General features: G+C 63.3%; 14 protein-coding genes and 1 pseudogene. 6 read left to right on the top strand and 9 right to left on the bottom strand.

Annotated features, from left to right (window positions below; genetic code table 11):
* A pseudogene (locus tag BMIN_RS06930) lies at window positions 1–282 on the bottom strand (transposase); the annotation flags it as partial.
* A 504-nt stretch (window positions 283–786) separates the two neighbouring features.
* Here BMIN_RS06930 and BMIN_RS06925 point away from each other — a divergent pair.
* Together BMIN_RS06925 and aroA are read left to right on the top strand one after the other, a co-directional pair.
* Window positions 787–1,662: a metal ABC transporter solute-binding protein, Zn/Mn family gene (locus tag BMIN_RS06925; protein ID WP_022860759.1), complete on the top strand. Its 876-nt coding sequence runs from the start codon at window positions 787–789 to the stop codon at window positions 1,660–1,662.
* A 113-nt stretch (window positions 1,663–1,775) separates the two neighbouring features.
* On the top strand, window positions 1,776–3,239 hold the full coding sequence (gene aroA / locus BMIN_RS06920) for a 3-phosphoshikimate 1-carboxyvinyltransferase (protein WP_051126223.1): 1,464 nt from the start codon (window positions 1,776–1,778) through the stop codon (window positions 3,237–3,239).
* 113 nt (window positions 3,240–3,352) lie between these two features.
* Here aroA and BMIN_RS06915 read toward each other — a convergent pair whose 3' ends face one another.
* From BMIN_RS06915 to BMIN_RS06900, 3 genes are all read right to left on the bottom strand, one after another.
* Window positions 3,353–4,582 carry an acetate/propionate family kinase gene (locus tag BMIN_RS06915; RefSeq protein ID WP_022860757.1) on the bottom strand — a complete coding sequence of 410 codons (1,230 nt, stop codon included), beginning with the start codon at window positions 4,580–4,582 and terminating at the stop codon, window positions 3,353–3,355.
* Window positions 4,583–4,868: 286 nt separating this feature from the next.
* On the bottom strand, window positions 4,869–6,557 hold the full coding sequence (gene pta / locus BMIN_RS06910; RefSeq protein ID WP_022860756.1) for a phosphate acetyltransferase: 1,689 nt from the start codon (window positions 6,555–6,557) through the stop codon (window positions 4,869–4,871).
* 288 nt (window positions 6,558–6,845) lie between these two features.
* Window positions 6,846–9,323 carry a phosphoketolase gene (locus tag BMIN_RS06900; RefSeq protein WP_022860755.1) on the bottom strand — a complete coding sequence of 826 codons (2,478 nt, stop codon included), beginning with the start codon at window positions 9,321–9,323 and terminating at the stop codon, window positions 6,846–6,848.
* 446 nt (window positions 9,324–9,769) lie between these two features.
* Here BMIN_RS06900 and guaA point away from each other — a divergent pair, with 446 nt between their 5' ends.
* Window positions 9,770–11,332, top strand: coding sequence for a glutamine-hydrolyzing GMP synthase (guaA, locus tag BMIN_RS06895; RefSeq protein ID WP_022860753.1), 1,563 nt, complete (start codon window positions 9,770–9,772; stop codon window positions 11,330–11,332).
* Between the two features lie 211 nt (window positions 11,333–11,543).
* Here the strand turns inward: guaA and BMIN_RS06890 are convergent, their stop codons facing one another.
* From BMIN_RS06890 to BMIN_RS06875, 4 genes are all read right to left on the bottom strand, one after another.
* Window positions 11,544–12,317: a putative ABC transporter permease gene (locus BMIN_RS06890; RefSeq protein ID WP_022860752.1), complete on the bottom strand. Its 774-nt coding sequence runs from the start codon at window positions 12,315–12,317 to the stop codon at window positions 11,544–11,546.
* Window positions 12,318–12,456: 139 nt separating this feature from the next.
* The gene (locus BMIN_RS06885; protein ID WP_026647359.1) at window positions 12,457–13,521 is read right to left on the bottom strand and encodes a YeiH family protein; all 1,065 of its coding nucleotides are present in this window, start codon (window positions 13,519–13,521) and stop codon (window positions 12,457–12,459) included.
* A gap of 189 nt (window positions 13,522–13,710) precedes the next feature.
* Window positions 13,711–14,619: a LysR family transcriptional regulator gene (locus BMIN_RS06880; protein ID WP_022860750.1), complete on the bottom strand. Its 909-nt coding sequence runs from the start codon at window positions 14,617–14,619 to the stop codon at window positions 13,711–13,713.
* Window positions 14,616–15,194 (bottom strand): xanthine phosphoribosyltransferase, encoded by a 579-nt coding sequence (locus BMIN_RS06875; RefSeq protein WP_022860749.1) that lies wholly within the window; start codon window positions 15,192–15,194, stop codon window positions 14,616–14,618. Before BMIN_RS06875 ends, BMIN_RS06880 begins: the two co-directional genes overlap by 4 nt.
* A 329-nt stretch (window positions 15,195–15,523) precedes the next feature.
* Between BMIN_RS06875 and BMIN_RS06870 the strand changes: the two genes are divergently transcribed.
* Both BMIN_RS06870 and rpsD read left to right on the top strand, forming a co-directional pair.
* Window positions 15,524–18,148, top strand: coding sequence for a UvrD-helicase domain-containing protein (locus tag BMIN_RS06870; RefSeq protein ID WP_022860748.1), 2,625 nt, complete (start codon window positions 15,524–15,526; stop codon window positions 18,146–18,148).
* A gap of 185 nt (window positions 18,149–18,333) precedes the next feature.
* Window positions 18,334–18,960, top strand: coding sequence for a 30S ribosomal protein S4 (rpsD, locus tag BMIN_RS06865; protein ID WP_022860747.1), 627 nt, complete (start codon window positions 18,334–18,336; stop codon window positions 18,958–18,960).
* Window positions 18,961–19,064: 104 nt separating this feature from the next.
* Here the strand turns inward: rpsD and BMIN_RS06860 are convergent, their stop codons facing one another.
* Complete coding sequence (locus BMIN_RS06860) at window positions 19,065–19,430, bottom strand: phage holin family protein (protein WP_026647357.1); 366 nt, start codon at window positions 19,428–19,430, stop codon at window positions 19,065–19,067.
* An 86-nt stretch (window positions 19,431–19,516) separates the two neighbouring features.
* Between BMIN_RS06860 and BMIN_RS06855 the strand changes: the two genes are divergently transcribed.
* The gene (locus BMIN_RS06855; protein ID WP_022860745.1) at window positions 19,517–20,191 is read left to right on the top strand and encodes a histidine phosphatase family protein; all 675 of its coding nucleotides are present in this window, start codon (window positions 19,517–19,519) and stop codon (window positions 20,189–20,191) included.
* Window positions 20,192–20,349: the final 158 nt, after the last annotated feature.

Here is a 20,349-nt window from a genome sequence, read left to right as displayed (position 1 = left end):
CGCCGCCGATACCGTTCGATCGACCGCCGACTCGAAAAGCGCGCCCTTCAAACTTCGGCACCTTCACCGAAAGCTTGCCCGCCTTGACCGTCAGGTCACGCCGGTAATGGCCCGCACGATACGCCTTCCTCGTATCCGATCGTTCATAACGTCCCGCCCCGTAAGATCATCCGCCTCAGCGTCGAGCATCCTGTTGAGGATCTGGGTAACCTTCTGCGTGACCATCCGATCCAGCTCGGTCTCGAACAAGGGTTGATCCACCTGTAAAATGTGCTTGGGCATAGCCCGCACCTGCTTTCCAATCGGTTTTCATATTCAGCGATTGAAAATCGTACACACAGGACGGGCTACGCTCCCACAACCTCAAAACTGCGCAAGAAACCGGACGTTATCCTTCGTGATGGTGGCGCCTATTCCTGTATGACCGTGAGTTGGCACGGTGCGGGGGCCCGGCGACCCCCATCGTCCGCCATACCACCGTTCCCCTTGCACCCGATCCTGGTTCCGGTCTTATTGTCGACACGCTTTTATTGATAACGGTTCTCATTAGCGTATAGTGTGGGTGGTCGGACGAACGATCGAGTACGGACAAGGGCGAGGCCGGTCGCCTCGTTCCGCGCGGAAAGTCCACGGAAGTCGCATCAAAGAAATAGAGAAAGAAAAGAGGACCCCACCATGTGGTTGTCATCATCAGAGCCAACGTCACCATCCGTGGAGCATCGCCCGAGCGTGGAGAACCCGAGCGGGAGGCATGGAGCATGGTCGCGCATCAGACGCGGCTCCGCCATGGCCGTGGCCGCGACGCTTCTCATCGGCACGGCAGCCTGCTCATCCTCGGGTTCGTCGGCGAACGGCTCGCAGTCGACGGGAGCGTCAACGCTTTCCGTGGTCGCCAGCATCAATCAGTGGGGATCCCTGGCGAAGGAGCTGGGAGGACGGTACGTGTCCGTGACAAGCGTCATGACCAACACGTCCGTGGAAGCCCACGACTACGAACCGACGACGCAGAACATCGCGGCGTTCTCCACGGCTAAGGTGACGGTGGTCAACGGCGCGGATTACGACCCGTGGGCGGTCAAGGCCGCGTCCTCAAGCGCATCGACCCTTGTCAACGCGGCTGAATCGGGGGATGTGGCCGAGGGAGGCAACCCCCATGTCTGGTTCTCGTCCAAGGTCCGCAAAGCGACGGCGGACGCCATCACCGCGGCATACGAGAAGAACGATCCCGACCACTCCACGCAATATCGGGAGCTCAACGATCAGTGGAAGGACAAGGAGAAATCACTGGAGGCCTCGATAACGGCCGCGCGCGCCAAAACGTCCGGTGCGCGGTACGCCGCCACCGAGTCGGTCGCCTGGTACCTGGCCGACGACCTCGGCATGACCGACGCCACGCCGAAAGGGTATTCGCAGGCCGTGGCGAACGAAGGCGAACCCTCGGCGTCCGACGTCGTGGCGTTCACGAAGGCCTTGGCATCAGGGGACATCTCCCTGCTGATCCTCAACACTCAGGAGACCAATAGCGTCACCTCGACCATCAGCGCCGCGGCCACGACGAGCAAGGTCCCCATCGTCAAGCTCACCGAACAGATGCCCGCAAAGTACGCCACCCTCAACGAGTGGATGGAGGCGCTGGTCGGCCAATTCTCCCAGACGGCATGACCCGGTCCGCCGCCGGTTCGCGCGGCTGTTCCATGACGCGCGGAATCGACGTCCGATCATGACGTACGGTCATGACGTACGGTCATGACGCCCATGACCGTACAATGACGCATATGTCCAATGTCGATCCTCATTCGTCCGCGTCACCATCACCAGCCGTCCGTGCGCCCGAAGCGGCACGCCGCACATCGGTCCCGGCTCCGGAGACGCCGTGGAACGCCCCGGAGCCCACGGGTCCTCTTGATGCGCTTGTCGAGATTCCCGGCAGCAAGTCCCTGTCGAACCGTTATCTTGTCCTTGCCGCCTTGGGATCCACGCCCATCGAGCTCGATGGTCTGCTTCGCTCGCGTGACACCGATCTCATGATCGGCGCATTGACGGCTCTGGGCGTGCGCTGCAGCACGGTGGACGGCTCGGACACGCATATGCTGGTCACGCCACCCGACGGCGGAAGGTTCGCGGGTCGATGCCGCATCGACTGCGGTCTTGCCGGAACGGTGATGCGCTTCGTCCCGGCGCTCGCGCTGTTCGCCGACGGTCCGGTGTCTTTCGACGGCGATGACCAGGCGAGATCACGTCCGATGAGACCGATTCTCGACGGTCTGGAGCAGCTCGGCGCCGGCATCGAATATCACGGCGATCACGGATTCCTGCCCTTCACGGTGACGCCTCCTGACGCGTTGCCACGGGAGCGGGCGGATGTCACGATCGATTCGTCCCAATCCTCCCAGTTCATCTCCGGACTTCTGCTGGCGGGATCCAGACTTCCTCACGGCATGTCTCTGACCCATAACGGCGGGACGCTCCCCAGCACGCCCCATATCCGCATGACCATGCAGGATGTCGCATCCGCAGGCGGCCACGTCACCATGCCCACCCCCGGACAGTGGATTCTCGATCATGCCGACCTGCGTCTTCCGGATGCCGTCGTCATCGAACCTGATCTGTCGAATGCGGCGCCGTTCCTGGGCGCCGCGCTTATCGCCGGTGGTCGGGTCCGCATTCCCCGCTGGCCCGCCGCCACGACGCAGCCGGGCGGGCTGCTGCCGGCAATCCTGATTCGCATGGGCGCGACCGTGACCTTTGATGGACGGCCCTGGAACGGCAGCGGTGACGCCGATGGTTCGGACGTCTCCACGGCCGCCGGCGGCGCCGGCATGATCGGGGTGACGGGGCCCGCCGACGGCATCATCCGCGGGCTGGGGCGCTTCGACCTCTCCGCGGCGGGAGAGCTGGCCCCCAGCGTGGCGGCGCTGGCGGCGCTGGCCGATTCCGAGACGGATCTGGTGGGAATCGCGCATCTTCGCGGTCATGAGACGAACAGGCTCGCGGCTCTTGTCGAACAGCTGACGGCCATAGGCTGCGGCGCCCGTGAACTGGACGATGGCGTGTCCATCAGACCGGTTCCCCGTGGAACGCTCCATGCGGCGGCGATGCGGACCTACCACGATCATCGGATGGCGACGTTCGCCGCGATGATCGGCCTGGCGGTGCCGGGGACGCGGATCGAGGACATAGCGACAACCAGCAAGACGCTGCCCGATTTCCCGAATATGTGGACGCGCATGCTCGGATGACCGCAGCGGCGTCCGCATAACGTCCGTCGGAATGGGAACGTGGCGGAAAAGTGAAGGGCCCCACGCCGATTGGCATGGGACCCTTCATCGAATCATCGGGATGGTCGACCGCGTCAGCGAGCGAACTCGTTTCCGTATGAATCCTTGCCGGTCTCGGCGATCTCCGCGGACTTGCGGGCGATGGCCAGCTCCTCGTTGGTGGGGATGACCGCGATGATGACCGAGCTGTCGGGCGTCGAGATGATGCGGGGCTCCTTGGAGCGGGCGTCGTTCTTCTCAGCGTCGAGCTTCACGCCGAAGGGAGAGAGCTTCTCGCAGACTCGACGACGCACGATCTCGTCGTTCTCACCGACTCCCGCGGTGAAGGTGATCACGTCGACCCCGCCCATCTGCGCGGTGTAGTTGCCGATGTATCCGACGATGCGGTGGATGTAGACGTCGAGGGCGAGCTTGGCGTTCTCGTCGCCCTCAGACACGAGGCGATGGACCTCGCGCATGTCGCCGAAGCCCGTCATGCCCATCATGCCGGAGCGCTTGTTGAACAGGGTGTCGAGCTCATCCACGCTCATGTGGGCGTTGCGGATCAGATGGAACACCACGGCCGGATCGATGTCGCCGGTTCGGCCGCCCATGACGAGTCCTTCGAGAGGCGTCAGACCCATCGACGTCTCGACCGGGCGTCCCGAGATCTGCGCCGACGCGGACGCGCCGTTGCCGATGTGCAGGACGATCTGCCTGAGCCCCTCGGCGGGCTTGCCGACGATTCCGGGAACAACCGATCCGATGTACTCGTGCGAGGTTCCGTGGGCGCCGTAGCGACGGATGTGATAGCGGTCGGCGATCTCCTTGTTCAGCGCATAGGTGCTCGCCTCGGCGGGAAGCTGGAAGAAGAACGAGGAGTCGAAGACGAAGACCTGCGGCACATCGGGAAGAAGCGCGCGCATGACCTCGGCCCCGATGGCCTCGGGACCGTTGTGGAGCGGCGCCAGGACTGCCAGATCCTTCACCTTGCCGATGGTCTTGTCGTTGACGAGTGCCGGCCTCGGGAAGACGTTGCCCCCCTGGACCACGCGATGTCCGACGGCCACGATGCCCGCGTCGGTGAGCTTGGGGCCGAACTCGTCGAAAAGACCCAGAACGCGCTTGAGTCCCTGCTCGTGATCGTGGATGGGCTCATTGAGCTCATGCTTCGTTCCCTGATACTCGTGCTTGTAATGTCCATCGATCGGCTCGCCGATCTTCTCGACGAGTCCCGACGCCAGGCCTTCGCCTGTAGTGAGATCGACCAACTGGTATTTGATCGAACTTGATCCGGAATTGATGACAAGGACGGTTTTCGCCATAAGGGGCTTCCTCCATGTGTTGTTGTTTTCCATGCTTCCGGCATGGCCACCTCATTGAGAATACGCTCCACGGGATACAACACGGGCCTTATGAGAAGCCGGTGCCGCATCCCCGGAACCATTCCGATACCTTCATTTCCCCCCCCTCCCTGTTCCCGTTTGCGTCGAGGTGATCCTCATGGACGCGGTCCATCCGCGAGCCGGGGCATGGGACGGACCGGCATGCGTCCACCCGGCCCCGTGCACGGGATCTCTGGGAGAGAGATAGGAGGGGGAAGGAATGCGACTATTGCTGGGCCTGGACCGCCGTCAGCGCGATCGTGTTGATGATGTCCTTGACGCTGGCCCCTCTGGACAGGTCATTGACGGGCTTGTTCAGTCCCTGGAGGACCGGACCGACGGCGAGGGCTCCCGAAGAGCGCTGGACGGCCTTGTAGGTGATGTTCCCCGCTGAGAGATCGGGGAAGACGAAGACGTTGACATGCCCGGCGACCTCATTGGACGGAGCCTTGACCCGGGCCACCTCCGGAGACCATGCGGCGTCGAACTGGATGGGGCCGACCACGGGAAGATCGGGATCCTTGAGCGCCACAAGATTCGTCGCCTCCGTGACGAGATCGACATCCGGACCGCTGCCCGATCCCAGGGTCGAGTAGGAGAGCATCCCCACCCGGGGATCAATGCCGAAGTTCCGCGCCGTACGAGCCGATTGGATCGCGATGTCGGCAAGCTGGGCGGCAGTGGGATTGAGGGTGATCGCGCAGTCGGCGAAGACCACCGGATGGTCGGGCAGACACATGATGAAGGCGCCCGAAACAAGCGACGCGTCGGGCTTGGTGCGTATCACCTGCAGCGCCGGACGGACGGTCGTCGCCGTGGACGTGATCGATCCCGACACCAGTCCGTCGGCAAGCCCCATCTGGACGAGCATGGTGCCGAAATAGCTGGGGTCGGCCAGGGTCGACTGCGCCTTGGGCGGCGTCATGCCTTTGTGCGCGCGAAGCTGGCAGAGTCGCTCGATCATCGCGTCGCGATGCCGAGGATCGGACAGACTAACCACCGTCGCCGATTCGATTGACGACAGGCCCATGTCATGGGCCTTGGCAAGGATCTCGTCCCGTTCCCCGATCAGGGTGATGTCGACGATGTTTCTGCGAAGCAGATAATCGGCCGCGGCGAGGATCCGGCCCTCCATTCCCTCGGGAAGGACTATGCGCTTGCGCTGCGCAGCCGCGCGGATGACGAGATCGCTCTGGAACGCGTACGGCGTCACAGTCGGCAAGGGGGAGTGGGACAGCAACGCCGCGAGATCATGGTCGGTGATGGAAGCCGCGCATTTCTCGGTTGCGGTCGCCCATGTCGATTCGTCCTCGGAATCGAATTCGACGGAAGGAATGGCCTGCGTCGGAACGTCCAGATCCGACAATGCGTCGGTAAGCTCCTTGGCACGGGAACCATCGCAGCCCGTAACGGCCACATCGGCGATGTCAGCGCCGTATCTATCCGCGATGGCGAGGCAGACGTCAACGCTGTCGCGGAGTTCACGGGCGTCACGGTGACGCCCGCATATGGCCAGAACAAGATTCGCATGAAGGTCGGAGGCGATCGCGCAGTCGTTGGCGAAGGCGTCGGGCGAATAGGTCGGGGAGCCATCCGCGCCCACGATGACGACGACATCGGGCTTGCCCGCAGGCCCGTCGAGAAGCCCATGGTAGGCGCTGACGACGTCACCGCGGGAGGCGTCCGGGTCGTCGCGCCAATGGCAGGGACACACGCCACGGGAGTATGCCGTCTCGGAACCGGAGGGATTCGCGGCATGGGACAAAGCGGTCCCCAACGGGTCATGCCGCCGGGCGATGGGGCGGAAAACCACCGTCGTCTTCCCCGAGCTGTGCAGTCGGCTCACCAACGAATAGGCAAAGGCGTTTCTTCCGGTTCGTCCCTCGGGACTGGCGATATAGATGGCTGTGGTCAAGATAACTGCTCCTTCATCGTGGCGGTGCATGGTCACGCTTCTTCGCACGGCCTACGCCACACACATTGTAGGACAGGAATGGGAACGGTAACGGAAATTCGGTGTCGCGCGTCGCGTACGTCACGTCCGCACCTTATCTGGTATGGATACGGGTCTGGTATGGATACGGATATACGGGGAATGGATACGGCGACGATGCGGATACGACGACGCCGGGAGCATCGAAATTCTCCGATACCCCCGGCGTCGCCGTATCAGTCAGCGAGCGGGACGATCATCCCGCCATGCTCACTCGTTGTCGCCGGCTGTGGCGGCCGTCGCGGTGACGGCGCCCGGCTGGTCGACCTTCACGTCGGGCCACACCCAGTCGGTGTAGTCCGGGTGGTCGTAGCCCTTGTCGACCGCGAACTGGAACGCCTCGTCGCGGAACTTCTCGAGCTTGTCGATCTCTCCGGCGTACTTGTCGGCGTCGATCATACGCAGCGCCTCGGCGGTGAGCTCATAGCGATCGATTTCGTTGACGCGCACCATGTCGTACGGCGTGGTCGTCGAACCCTGCTCCTCGTAGCCGTGAACGTTGAAGTTGTCGTGGTTCGGACGGTCGTAGATGAGTCCACGAACGTCATGGGCGTAGGAGTGGTAGGCGAAGAGGACGGGCTTGTCGGCCGTGAAGAGGTCGGCGAACTCGTCGTCGGAAAGGGCCTGGTCGTTCTCCTTGGCGGACTGCAACTTCAGCAGATCCACGACGTTGACGACTTTGAACTTCACGCCAAGCTTGTTGAGCTTGTCCGCGGCGGCCATGATCTCCTGCGTGGGAACGTCACCGGCGGCGGCCAGGACGATGTCGGCCTCGTCGTTGGACTTCGCGTTGGAGGCCCACTCCCACTCGGTGGCGCCCTTCTCGAGCTCCGCGCGAGCCTCGTCAAGGCTCAGCCATGTCGCGGCGGGCTGCTTGCCGGCGATGATCGCGTTGATCATGTTCGTCGACTTGAAGCAGCGCTCCGCAACGGCGAGCAGAAGGTTCGAGTCGGCCGGGAAGTAGATTCCGATCACGTGGTCGTTGTTGAACGTCTTGTTCAGCAGAACGCTCGTCACGCCCGGATCCTGATGCGAGAACCCGTTGTGGTCCTGACGCCACACGTGGGAGGAGACCAGAAGGTTCATCGACGAGATGGGCTTGCGCCACGGGATCTCGCGCACGGTCGCCTCAAGCCACTTCGCATGCTGGTTCAGCATGGAGTCGATCACGTGCACGAAGGACTCGTAGGAGCTCCAGATGCCGTGGCGACCGGTGAGCAGGTAGCCCTCGAGGAAGCCTTCCATCTGATGCTCGGAAAGCTGCTCCGTGACCTGTCCGGTGACGGCCATGTGCTCGTCGACCTGCGCCGAAAGGTATCCGGCGTCCCACTGCTTGCTGGTGACCTCGTAGGCGGCCTGGAGTCGGTTGGACGCGGTCTCGTCGGGTCCGAAGATCCTGAAGGAGTCCGGGTTCAGCTTGATGATGTCGCGGGTGTAGGAGCCCAGACGGCGGGTCGCCTCGAGCTGTCCCCAGCCATGTCCGTACTTCTTGACCTCGTTGACCTGATAGTCGTCGAGATCGGGAAGCTTGAGATCCTCGCGGATGCGGCCGCCGTTGGCGTTCGGGTTCTCGCCGATGCGCAGCTCGCCCTTAGGCATGAACGCGGTGACATCAGACTTGATGGCGCCCTTCTCGTCGAAGAGCTCCTCGGGCTTGTAGGACTCGAGCCAGTTCTTGAGAACTTCGAAGTGGGCCTCGGTGTCGCGGGCGGAGGCCAGCGGAACCTGGTGGGCGCGCCACGAGCCTTCGGTCTTCTTGCCGTCGATGAACTTCGGGCAGGTCCAGCCCTTGGGCGTGCGGAAGATGATCATCGGGTAGAAGGGACGGGTCATGTCGTCGGTCTGGGCCGCGGCCTTGATGTCGCAGATCTCGTCGAAGACGGTCTCGAAAAGCTCGGCGAAGCGATGGTGGATGGACGCATGGTCCTCATCGTCGAAACCGGCGACGAACTCGTAGGGGTCGTAGCCCATGCCGTGGAAGAAGTCGTGGAGCTCCTCATCCGAGATGCGCGACAGGATGCTCGGGTTGGCGATCTTGTATCCGTTGAGGTGCAGGATCGGGAGCACGATTCCATCGGTGCGGGGGTTGACCAGCTTGTTGGACTGCCAGCCAGTGGCCAAAGGTCCGGTCTCCGCTTCGCCGTCGCCGACGATGGCCGGAACGAAAAGGCTGGGGTTGTTCATCACCGCGCCATAGGCGTGCGACAGCGCGTATCCGAGCTCTCCACCCTCATGGATGGATCCGGGGGTCTCCGGCGCGTAGTGCGAGGGGATTCCGCCCGGGTAGGAGAACTGGCGGAAGAACTTCTGCAGGCCAGCCTCGTCCTTGGTGATCTTCGGGAAGTACTCGGTGTAGGTCCCATCGAGGTAGGACTGGGCGGTTCCCGCCGGGCCGCCGTGGCCGGGTCCCATGATGATGACCGTGTTCTGCTGGTGGTCGGCGATAAGACGATTGATGTGGCCGATGAGGAAGTTCAGGCCGGGGGTGGTTCCCCAGTGTCCAACAAGGCGGTGCTTGACGTCCTCGCGAGTGAAGGGCTCCTTCATCAGCGGGTTGCTGCGAAGGTAGATCTGGCCGATGGCAAGGTAATTGGCGGTGCGCCAATATTTGTCTACGCCTTCAAGGGCTTCCTCGGAAACCGGAGCGTTAAGCTTCTTCCAAGGGGTGCCAATAACAGGATTCGTCATGTGTACTCCTGTACTCCTGCACGCGTGCGTGCGATTGATTATTATCGGTAGGACGTGAATTCCCCGACGCTGGATGCGTGGGACAACCACTTCCAATCGAGACACATGGTACGTGGGACTTGCGACTTTTGACGCTTTTTTTGCTTGTGTGTTCGGAATTGTTCCCTTTTTATACGGATCCCACTTCGATCGACATGGCGACGCAGACCGCGGCAAGGCGGGAAATCCGCGGAATATCAGGAACGCCCGGCATCATTGACCATGACGGTCGGTGATGTTCATTACTCCTCCCGCGTAAAGGCGGCGGCCTCCTTTCGGCGTGTTGTCGGACCTTCGGCGTCGACGATGAGACCCGTAGCCGCGCGCTTGTCGTCTTGACCGGACACAATGTCATTGACCGGCACAGCAACATGGTGCCTTATCAGCATTGTCCCGGAGGAGAGCACATGGCCAAGGGTCCAGTCCTTGTCGTCGATTTCGGCGCCCAATACGCCCAGCTGATCGCCCGCAGAGTGCGCGAGGCGAACGTCTATTCCGAATTGGTCCCGCATTCCATGCCCGTCGCGGAGATGCTCGCCAAGGATCCCAAGGCGATCATCCTTTCCGGCGGACCCGCATCCGTGTTCGAACCCGGCGCCCCCGGCATCGACGTCTCGCTTTTCTCCGCGGGCGTCCCCGTTCTGGGGATCTGCTACGGATTCCAGGTCATGGCCTATGAGCTCGGCGGCACCGTGGATCGGGCGGCCATGGGGGAGTACGGTAAAACGGAGACGACGATCGACCGCGCCGACGGGATACTGGCGGGATCGCCGGCCAGCCAGAGCACATGGATGAGCCATGGGGTGGCCGTGGAGAAGGCGCCGGAGGGATTCGAGGTCCTTGCGCACACGCAGGGCGCTCCGGTCGCCGCGATGCAGGACGGATCCCGCGGGCTGTATGGCGTCCAATGGCATCCCGAGGTCCGGCACACGCCTCTGGGGCAGGCGTTGATATCCACGTTCCTCCACGAGTGCGTCGGACTGGCGTCCGACTGGGACGCTGCGGGCATCATCGACGATCAGGTCAGGGCGATCCGTGAAAGGGTCGGGGACTCCCAGGTGATCTGCGGACTGTCCGGCGGAGTCGATTCCGCGGTGGCGGCGGCCCTCGTCCATCGCGCCATCGGCGATCAGCTGACCTGCGTGTTCGTCGACCACGGTCTTCTGAGGAAGGGCGAGGCCGAGCAGGTCCGTCATGATTTCGTGGCGGCCACGGGGATCAGGCTCATAGCCGAGGACGCCTCCGAGGACTTCCTCTCCGCGCTGAAGGGCGTCAGCGAGCCCGAGCGCAAGCGCAAGATCATCGGGGAGAAGTTCATCCGCACCTTCGAGAAGGCCCAGCGGCAGGTCATCGAGGAGGCCGGGAGAACGGGCTCCGAGGTGCGCTTCCTCGTGCAGGGGACGCTGTACCCCGACGTCGTCGAATCCGGCGGCGGGGACGGTGCGGCGAACATCAAATCCCATCACAACGTCGGCGGTCTACCCAAGGATCTCAAGTTCGAGCTCATCGAGCCGCTGCGCACCCTGTTCAAGGACGAGGTCCGCGCGATAGGGACCCAGCTGGGTCTTCCGGACGAGATCGTCTGGCGGCAGCCGTTCCCCGGTCCGGGCCTGGGCATCCGCATCGTCGGGGAGATCACGAGGGAGCGTCTGGATGTTCTGCGCGAGGCCGACGCCATCGTTCGCGAGGAGCTGACGCGAGCCGGGCTCGACCGCGACATCTGGCAATGCCCGGTCGTTCTTCTGGCCGACGTGCATTCGGTCGGGGTCCAGGGCGACGAGAGAACCTACGGCATGCCCATCGTGCTGCGTCCGGTCAGTTCGGAGGACGCCATGACGGCCGACTGGTCCCGCATCCCCTACGACGTGCTCGCGACGATCTCCACGCGGATCACCAACGAGTGCCGGGACGTCAACCGCGTGGTGCTTGACGTGACCTCGAAGCCGCCGGCGACCATCGAGTGGGAGTGACCTTGGTGAAGCTCCCGCGACCCTCATGGAGCCGAGGGTCGCGGGAGCTTCGTTTTGCCTTTTATCCTATTTATCCGTCCCTTACCGGCAATGCGCCCTTACCGGCAGTGCGACGACGGTTCCCGGTGAAGCGCGGACTGCAGGCGCCCTGTGATCCGGGCCTTCTGGGTCGCGGTTTGTGGCGGCCCTCCTCCTACCGAGGATCGACCGTCTATCGATCCTTGGTCAATCGCTGGGCCTTTCTCGCCAAAGCCTCTCGGACGCTCTTGAGCGTGTGACCGTGACGCGTGGAGGTCATGCCGGGGAACGCCCTGATAAGACGCCGCTGCTGCCACGTCAGGGTCCTGCGGATCCTTTCGGCCGCGTCGGCGACGCTCTCCGGCCCATGTCCGCTTCTCTCCAGCCGTTCGTCGATGGCCGCGATTCTGGTGCTCTTCGCCTTCGCGATGCCGTCATTGATCCGCGCCAGACGGCGGTCGAAGCTGGTCAGTCCGGCGATGGTGATGGAGGCGTCGGCGACGAGAAGACCCGCCGCGCAGGCCGTGGCGACATGCAGCGTCGTTGGCGTCCATGACCCCGTAAGGCCTGCGACCATGGGCTGGACGGCGAGCTTGACCACGCTGGCGCCGAAGCCGAAAGCCAGAAATCCGTTGAGGTAGATCCGTCCATTGACGTTGAACGGCCTGTTCGTATAGTCCCACAGGCGCACATGGAAGGCCTTCTCCACGAAAGACGACGTGACGTATTCCAGCAGGCATGCGAGGACACCGGAGCTGAGGAACAGGGCAAGCGGATTGGTCACGTCACGAAGCGTGAGGATGACGATGATCGCGCCGAATCCATAGATGGGGCACAGCGGTCCGATGAGGACGCCGCGCTCCACGAACCGTCCCCGTGTGGCGACGCCCAGACAGGTCTCCCACACCCATCCGACGAAGCCATAGAACAGCCACCACAGAAACAGCTGCTCGATGAACGCGACCATGCGCCCCCCCCTTATCCCGGTCCGACTATCGATGATCGGGTGGATTCTCCCACACCCCGGGGATATGAGCCGAATCGCGCCGCGCCCGACCGCCAGAAGGACGGGTTCGCGCGGCGCGTCCCCGGCTGATCGGGACCCGTCAGAAGACCAGAGCGGCGATCGCCACGGCCAGTCCGAGAAGGAGGATGGAGGCGAGGAAGCTGGCGAGGAACGCCGCACGCCCTCGATTCGCTATGGCACGGAAATTGACGGTGATGCCCAGTGCGGCCATGGCCATTCCGAGAACCACATAGGCGATGTCGACAAGGGTGGGGGCGATCGTGGAGACGCCCGGGACGAACGATCCGACGATCGACGCACCGATGAACCCCAGCATGAACCAGGGGAACACGATGCGTCGTCGTCCCGCGGAGTCCGGGGTCTCCTGGGTGCGGTCCCACCACAGGGCTATCACGATCGACGCCACGACAAGCATGAGCACGCGGGAGAGCTTCATGATCGTCGCGATCTCGACGCTTCCGAAGGCCGCTCCGGCAGCCACCGCGTGCGCGATCTCATGCAGGGAGGCTCCGGCAACGACGCCAAGCTGCGTGGCGCTCAGTCCCGTGAGCGGGCCGGCGACGATCTCCGCCAGAGCGAAGACCGTTCCCATGATGGCGACGGCGGCGACGGCCATCATGATGTCCTCCTGCTTCTCCTCCTCCCGGTCCTCGTCGACGGTGATCGCGCTGGACAGCCCCATGACCGCGGCGGCTCCACAGATTCCGGTGCCGCCGGCCACGAGTATGGCCAGCATGGGATCGACCCTGAACGCCCGGGCGATGGCGTACGTCACGACGATCGCGAAGGTCACCACGACGGCCGCGATGGGGAGGCAGACGATCCCCTTGGTGAACAGGATCTGGAGATTCAGTTTGAAGCCCAGAAGGATGATCCCGAGCCTCAGCAGTTTGTTGGATATCAGGCCGGCGCCGTCACGGACGCCGTCGACGCGCGCCGACCGTCCCCTCTCGTACCAGCGTCTGATCGGGAACTGGGCGACCATCCCTATGAGAAGCGCGATGATGAGGGCTCCGAACATGCTGAGGACGGGAAGGCTCTTGAGCGCCGATCCCGCGAGGGACGCCACGAGCGTGACCAAGGCGATGACGAGCATGTCGATGGTGGTGATGCGGTGCATCCATGATGACAATGATGTTTTCACTCGGACGAGTGAACTCCCCGCCATGGCATCGGTCAAATCACAAATATCCATGCATTGAATCGTGTATGCCGATGATATTTGTCTGACATCGCCGTGCATCGCATCGCATTGGCCTTGCAGCGCCTCGCCTCGTCACACCATGCCATGCCATGCGCCATATGGTCCGGCGCATCGACCCATCGTCTGGGATCACTCCCGGTCGGAGGGATCGGACAGCCCTGCGATGATCTCATCGCACAGCGCCCTCTGCACGGGGGACAGGCCGGACGCCGGGGTGAGCGCATAGAAGCGTCTGACGAAGTCGGGACCCAGATCGCGCACGGGAACGCCATCGGGGACAAGCCGGGACGAGATGATGGATTGGCCGAAACCCGCCGCGAGACAGCTGATGATGGCGGAGTTGCTCGACATGAGGATCTGACGCTGGGGAACGGTATGCGAGGAGGCCAGAAAAAGATTGGTGTAGTAGCGGACTCCCGAACCCTGTTCACGCAGCAGCCACACGCCATGGGGATCGCCCGCCAGCACGAGGCTGTCGCGACGGATCGGCGTGCGCGACGCCGCGGCGCTGGTGACGGCCTTCTCGACCACGCCCAGCTGAACGTGGTTCATGGCCACCTTGTCGAGGATGTCCTCGGAATTGGCCGTGCCCACCGTCAGATCGACGGCGCCGAGCTCGGATTCCGCTATCCCCATAATCTCCGGAAGAAGAACCTGGCTCGTCGTATGGGAACATGCGATCGAGAACCGTTCGCGCTTCGCAGACGCATGGATGGCGTGGGAATAACCGCTTCTCCATCTCTCCCCGATGTCGAGTGCGGTGTCGTAGAGTATCCGTCCGGCCGCGGTGGGCGTCACGTCGCTTTTCGCATGCCGCTCGAAAAGCGGTGCTCCCACGATCTCCTCCAGCGACCGCATGCGGGCCGACACCGTCGACTGCGATACATGCAGCTTGTCGGCGGCCACCGTGAACTGCCCCATCTCATACACGGCGACGAGCGTGTCGAGCAGAGGAAACATCAGGTTGGGATCATCCGACGAGTGCCGGGGATTCTCTACCCGCGGGCCGCGCCGAGAGGCCTTTCCCCGCGACGTCACGCGAACTCCACGGTTCCGGTGCCGGCATCCATGCGCGTGACGATGGCCAATGACCGCACGTCGTACCCACGTCGGCGCAGTCGTCCGCCACCATCCTGGAACCCCTTCTCGATGGCGATCGCGATGCCTTCGACGGTAGCGCCGGCCTTGTCGCACAACTCGATAAGCCCCTCCATGGCGCGCCCGTTGGCGAGGAAGTCGTCGACGAGAAGGACGTGGTCCCCCTGATGGAGGAATCGGCGGGAGACGATAACCGGAAACTCCCGGCGTTTGGTGAAGGAATAGACCGTGGTGGTGAGCAGATCGTCATCGAGGTTGATCGACTGCGCCTTCTTAGCGAAAACCACGGGGACGTCGCCGAAATGGCGCGCGGCGCAGCATGCGAGGCCGATTCCCGACGACTCGATCGTCAATATCCGGTCCACTCTTTTCCCCTTGAACAGGGTCGCCCATTCGGCTCCCATTCGATCGAACAGCGCCACATCGCACTGATGGTTCAGAAACGAATCGACTTTGAGGACGCCGCCGTCCCTGACGACCCCGTCGCGTCTGATCCTCTCCTCAAGCTCCCGCATAACCGTCCTTTTCCCATCCATGTCTGACGTCTGTCTGACGTCTGCCTGGCACCTGCCTGGCACCGCGTCCACGGCGACGAACACCCGTATGGATGGCGAGCATAGCCGTGCGAGTTGACCGACGCCCCGCCGTCTGGAAGACGCCGGGCATCCCTGTTCCGGATCGCGGTCAGAGGACGCCGGACGCGCCCGCGATATTCCGGGATCCCCGCCACCGCGCGGCGGGTGCGCAGGCTTCGACGCCCGGTCGCTGACTGACGTTCGTGCTAAACATGTATGCGCAGATGAGGGGCCGCACGCCCTTGGAACGGTTCAACGGAAGGACGCGAGTGTCACAGGATCCGGATGTCATCCAGCGCACGACGGAGGAGCTCGTCAAGGGCCTCAATCCACAGCAGAGCGAGGCCGTGACCTATCGTGGCCCGGCGCTTCTTATCGGAGCGGGGGCCGGATCGGGCAAGACCAGGGTCCTGACGCGTCGCATCGCATGGATGCTGACCGAGCTGCGGGCATGGCCGAGCCAGATACTGGCTATCACCTTCACCAACAAGGCCGCGGGGGAGATGCGCGAACGTCTGGAGCGGTTGATCGGTCCGGCGGCCCAACGCATGTGGGTGTCCACATTCCACTCCGCCTGCGTGCGCATCCTCCGCCGCGACGGGAAGTCCATCGGGCTGGCGTCGGGCTTCTCGATCTATGATTCCGCCGACAGCGAGCGGTTGGTCAAGATCATCTGCACCGAGCTCAACGTCGACGTCAAGCGCTACACGCCCAAGATGATCCTGTCGAAGATATCCGACGCCAAGAACGGACTCAAGGACTGGCGCGTCCAGCTTCAGGCGAACGCACCGGACTACCGTCCCGGTCAACGCGGGTACCATCTGGCGCGGACAGACGATCTCGAGATGATCGTCGCCGTCGTCCATGCGGAATACCAGCATCGCCTCGCGATGGCGAACGCCGTGGATTTCGACGATCTGATCGGCCGGACGGTGGAGCTCCTCCGCTCCGATCCACGGGTCGCCCGATACTACCGTCACAAATTCCGGTACATTCTTGTCGACGAGTACCAGGACACCAACCACGCGCAGTATGAGCTCATCCGCGAGCTCGCCGGCGTGGACGCGCAGACGGTGCGGCAGGCGACGGATGATGCGGGTCCGCGCGACAAACAGGACGAGGCACCCGCCTGGGTCACGGTAGTGGGGGACTCCGATCAGTCCATCTACGCCTTCCGGGGCGCCGACATCAGCAACATCCAGGACTTCGACAAGGACTTCCCCCAGGCGCGCGTCATCATGCTCGAGCAGAACTACCGTTCGACGCAGACCATTCTCGACGCAGCGAACGCGGTTATCTCGCACAACACCGAACGACGGCCCAAGAAGCTCTGGACCGCGGCGGGCCCCGGCGAGAAGATCGTGGGATACGCTGCGGACGACGAACGTCAGGAGGCGTCCTGGATAGCCCGGGAGATAGAGCGCCTGTCCGCCGAGGATGACGTCCCCTATTCGGACGTCGCCGTCATGTACCGTGCGAACGCGCAGTCAAGGGCCATCGAGGAGGCGCTGATCAACGCCCGCATACCCTATCAGCTGATCGGCGGGACGCGCTTCTACGAACGCCGCGAGGTCAAGGACGCGATGGCCTATCTTCAGGCGATCGTCAACCCTGCGGACGACGTGAACATGCGTCGCATCCTCAACGTCCCCAAGCGCGGATTGGGAGCGCGCGCGGAGTCCCTGGTGATGGCGTACGCGCAGAACAACGCCGCCACGTTCTGGGATGGCGTCGATCACTGGGAACGGATCGAGGGGATGCCCACGCGGACGGGGAAAATGCTCGACTCCTTCCGCGAGCTGATGCGGGGACTGCGCGAATTCGCGGCGGAGCACGACGATCATCCCTCGGAGGTGGTGGCACGCATACTGGAGGATACGGGGCTGCTTGACGAGCTGCGCCGTTCCGAGGATCCACAGGACGCATCCCGTGTCGACAATCTGGCGCAGCTGCAGTCGGTGGCCGCCGAGTTCGAGCAGAACACCCCGGATGCGACGGTCGCGGGATTCCTGGAGACGACGGCTCTGGTCGCGGACGCCGACCAGCTGCCCGACGAGGACGAGAATACCGGTAAGGCCACTCTGATGACGCTTCACACGGCCAAGGGGCTCGAATATCCCGTGGTGTTCCTTCCCGGGATGGAGCAGGGGACGTTCCCGCATTCGCGCGCCCTGGAGGATGCCCACGAGCTGTCCGAGGAACGGCGTCTGGCATATGTGGGAATAACCCGCGCGAAGAGACGGCTGTATCTGACCCGTGCCGCGACGCGCTTCCAATGGGGGAAAACCGACGAGATGCTGCCCAGCCAGTTTCTCGACGAGGTTCCGGACGCCCTGATCGACTGGCGTCGCCGGCAGGCCGCCACGGAGCTTATCCGTGGACGGGAGGATGACGAGTTCGGCGGCTGGGATGATTCGGACGACGATTTCTCTTCCTCGTACGGACGTTCCTCATACGGTTCCGCCGACAGTCAGCGCCGGGGACGGTCATGGGGATCGTCCGCAGGATCCCGCGGCAGGTATGGAGCCCGGGAATCCGGATCGTCATCGGGACGGCGCTCGGGGGCCCGCAGCACATATGGATCGTATGGGTCGTATGGCTCATCTGGCTCATCCGGATCCTCCTCGCATGGGAGATCCTCGGACGTCTCGTCCAGAAGATCGCAACCGTCCGCGAGACCCCATGCGGACTCGGTGTCCAGCTCGTCCGCAGGCGCGTCCCGTCTGGACGTATCGCAGATCTCCGTGGGGGACAGGGTGTCGCACGACAGTTTCGGCCTCGGCAAGGTCGTGGGCGTCGAGGACAAGGGAACCAAATCGGTCGTCGTGGTGGATTTCGGCTCCGACGGCGTGAAACGGCTTCTGCTCAGGATGGCGCCTCTGGAAAAGCTGTGATAGCCTTATAGATTGTGTCCGTCATCAGGCGGATATTGTCTGGAGTCCTGGCCCATCAGCGGGACGGCGGTTCGTCGGAACACCGGAATCGTTGGCACATCGTGCCGAAGCGCTGGAGAGGCTGACTCGGCGCGCGCCATACGCGCGTCACGTTTCAGATAACGACAGAAACAGAAGGAAACATCATGACCAACATTCAGCGCTCACGCCGTCAGGTCCGCCTGTCGCGCGCTCTGGGCATCGCACTGACGCCCAAGGCCCAGCGCATCTTCGAGAAGCGCCCCTATGCTCCCGGCGAGCATGGACGCACCCGTCGGCGCACCGAGTCGGACTACGCCGTCCGTCTTCGCGAGAAGCAGCGTCTGCGCGCCCAGTATGGCGTCTCCGAGAAGCAGCTTCGCGCCGTCTACGAGCGTGGAACCCATACCGCAGGCCAGACCGGCAACGCCATGCTGCTCGATCTTGAGTCCCGCCTCGACGCGCTCGTCCTGCGCTCGGGATTCGCCCGCACCACGGCCCAGGCCCGGCAGTTCGTCGTCCACCGCCACATCCTCGTCGACGGAAACATCGTTGATCGTCCCTCCTACCGAGTCAAGCCCGGACAGACGATTCAGGTCAAGGCCAAGAGCCAGACCATGGTTCCCTTCCAGATCGCCGCCGAAGGCGTCCACCGCGACGTCCTCCCCGCGGTTCCCGGCTATCTTGACGTGAACCTCGCCTCGTTGAAGGCCACGCTGGTGCGCAAGCCCGAACCCGAGGAGATTCCGGTTCAGATCAACATCCAGTACGTCGTGGAGTTCTACGCCCGCTGACGTTCTGACCGTATGACATCGGTTCGCCGTTCGTCGCCGATACCGCCGAAGGCCCTCGCAGAGGAATTCCTCTGCGAGGGCCTTCGTCATAGTGCGGGAACCGATCAGTCGCCGATGATGCCGCCCACCAGTGACGAGACCACGGCCATGATCAATGAACCGAGAACGGACCACAGGAAGCCCTGTATGACGACGCCCATGCCAAAGATCGACAGCGCAAGCCAGGACGCCAGCCTCATGAACAGCCAGTTGATGATGAGGGCCACAAGACCGAAGCTCAGAATACTGAAGGGAAGCGCGAGCATATGCACGATCGGCTTGATCGATGCGTTGATGATCGCCATGAAGAACGCGAAGGCGGCCACGCCCGCAACAGGAGGGTCACCGATCGGCGTCATGCCCGGAAGAAGCGCGACCATGACGCCCGCCGCGATGAAGACGACGAGCCAGCGTGAAAGGAATGAACTCATCACGCCATTATGCCATGCCGTGCCGCATCCGCGACGTCCCATGACGTCCGATCGCACGCATCCTCCACGCGTGGGATAATCGCGGTATGCGCATCATCCTTCATCTTGTCCGTCACGGCCAGACATACTTCAATCGCTACAACCGACTTCAGGGATGGTCCAATTCGCCATTGACCGAGAAGGGCGAAAGCGACGCCCGCCATGCCGCCGAGAAACTCTCCGGGATCGATTTCGCGGCGGCCTACTGCTCGGACACCACGCGTGCGGTCACGACCGCGCGGGTGATTCTTGACGCCAACGAGCGCGCCGGGCACGCACGCCCCGCTCTGACGACGTCCAAGGCCTTCCGGGAGCAGTTCTATGGCTATTTCGAGGGACGCGACATGTCCGAGGCATGGTGGGCCGCGGGAGCCCCGCACGGATCACCGACATATGCCGCCATCGTCAGGGATCACGGTCTATCCGCGACCCGCGACTTCCTCAAGCAGGCCGATCCGTTCCATGACGCGGAATCCGACGAGGAGTACTGGCGCCGGATCGAATCCGGCTTCTCCCTGATAGCGTCCAACCCCCATCTCAGGGACGGGGACCACGTCCTGCAGATCTCGCACGGCAACACTCTGCTCAGCCTCATCAACCGCTTCGGCCCCTCCGACCACGCGGCCACGGAACGACCCGCCAACGGCAGCGTCACCGTGATCGGATTCGACACGAGCGTCGATCTCGATGCCGGCGTCACCATACTCGCATACGAACGATAGGAACCATGAACGATGGGAACGATGGGGACTGCCGGCATGTTTCCGCTTCCACGGCGTACGACGTGGGAGTCGGGGTCGCGGGAGTCGGGGTCGCGGTCTAGGCTAAGCTGGGTTCTTGTCTGTATGGAACGGTTCCGCGGCAGAAAATAGAGGTGCAC

Source organism: Bifidobacterium minimum (assembly GCF_000741645.1).
GTDB classification, from domain to species: domain Bacteria; phylum Actinomycetota; class Actinomycetes; order Actinomycetales; family Bifidobacteriaceae; genus Bifidobacterium; species Bifidobacterium minimum.
This window is presented reverse-complemented; position numbering and strand designations above follow the sequence as displayed.

Excerpts from the sequence above, each read along its gene's own strand:
- BMIN_RS06890 (WP_022860752.1), bottom strand. The coding sequence starts at position 12,317 with ATGGTCGCGTTCATCGAGCAGCTGTTTCTGTGGTGGCTGTTCTATGGC.
- guaA (WP_022860753.1), top strand. The coding sequence starts at position 9,770 with ATGGCCAAGGGTCCAGTCCTTGTCGTCGATTTCGGCGCCCAATACGCC.
- BMIN_RS06925 (WP_022860759.1), top strand. The coding sequence starts at position 787 with ATGGCCGTGGCCGCGACGCTTCTCATCGGCACGGCAGCCTGCTCATCC.
- BMIN_RS06860 (WP_026647357.1), bottom strand. The coding sequence starts at position 19,430 with ATGAGTTCATTCCTTTCACGCTGGCTCGTCGTCTTCATCGCGGCGGGC.
- rpsD (WP_022860747.1), top strand. The coding sequence starts at position 18,334 with ATGACCAACATTCAGCGCTCACGCCGTCAGGTCCGCCTGTCGCGCGCT.
- aroA (WP_051126223.1), top strand. The coding sequence starts at position 1,776 with ATGTCCAATGTCGATCCTCATTCGTCCGCGTCACCATCACCAGCCGTC.
- BMIN_RS06855 (WP_022860745.1), top strand. The coding sequence starts at position 19,517 with ATGCGCATCATCCTTCATCTTGTCCGTCACGGCCAGACATACTTCAAT.
- BMIN_RS06900 (WP_022860755.1), bottom strand. The coding sequence starts at position 9,323 with ATGACGAATCCTGTTATTGGCACCCCTTGGAAGAAGCTTAACGCTCCG.
- BMIN_RS06915 (WP_022860757.1), bottom strand. The coding sequence starts at position 4,582 with ATGGCGAAAACCGTCCTTGTCATCAATTCCGGATCAAGTTCGATCAAA.
- BMIN_RS06875 (WP_022860749.1), bottom strand. The coding sequence starts at position 15,194 with ATGCGGGAGCTTGAGGAGAGGATCAGACGCGACGGGGTCGTCAGGGAC.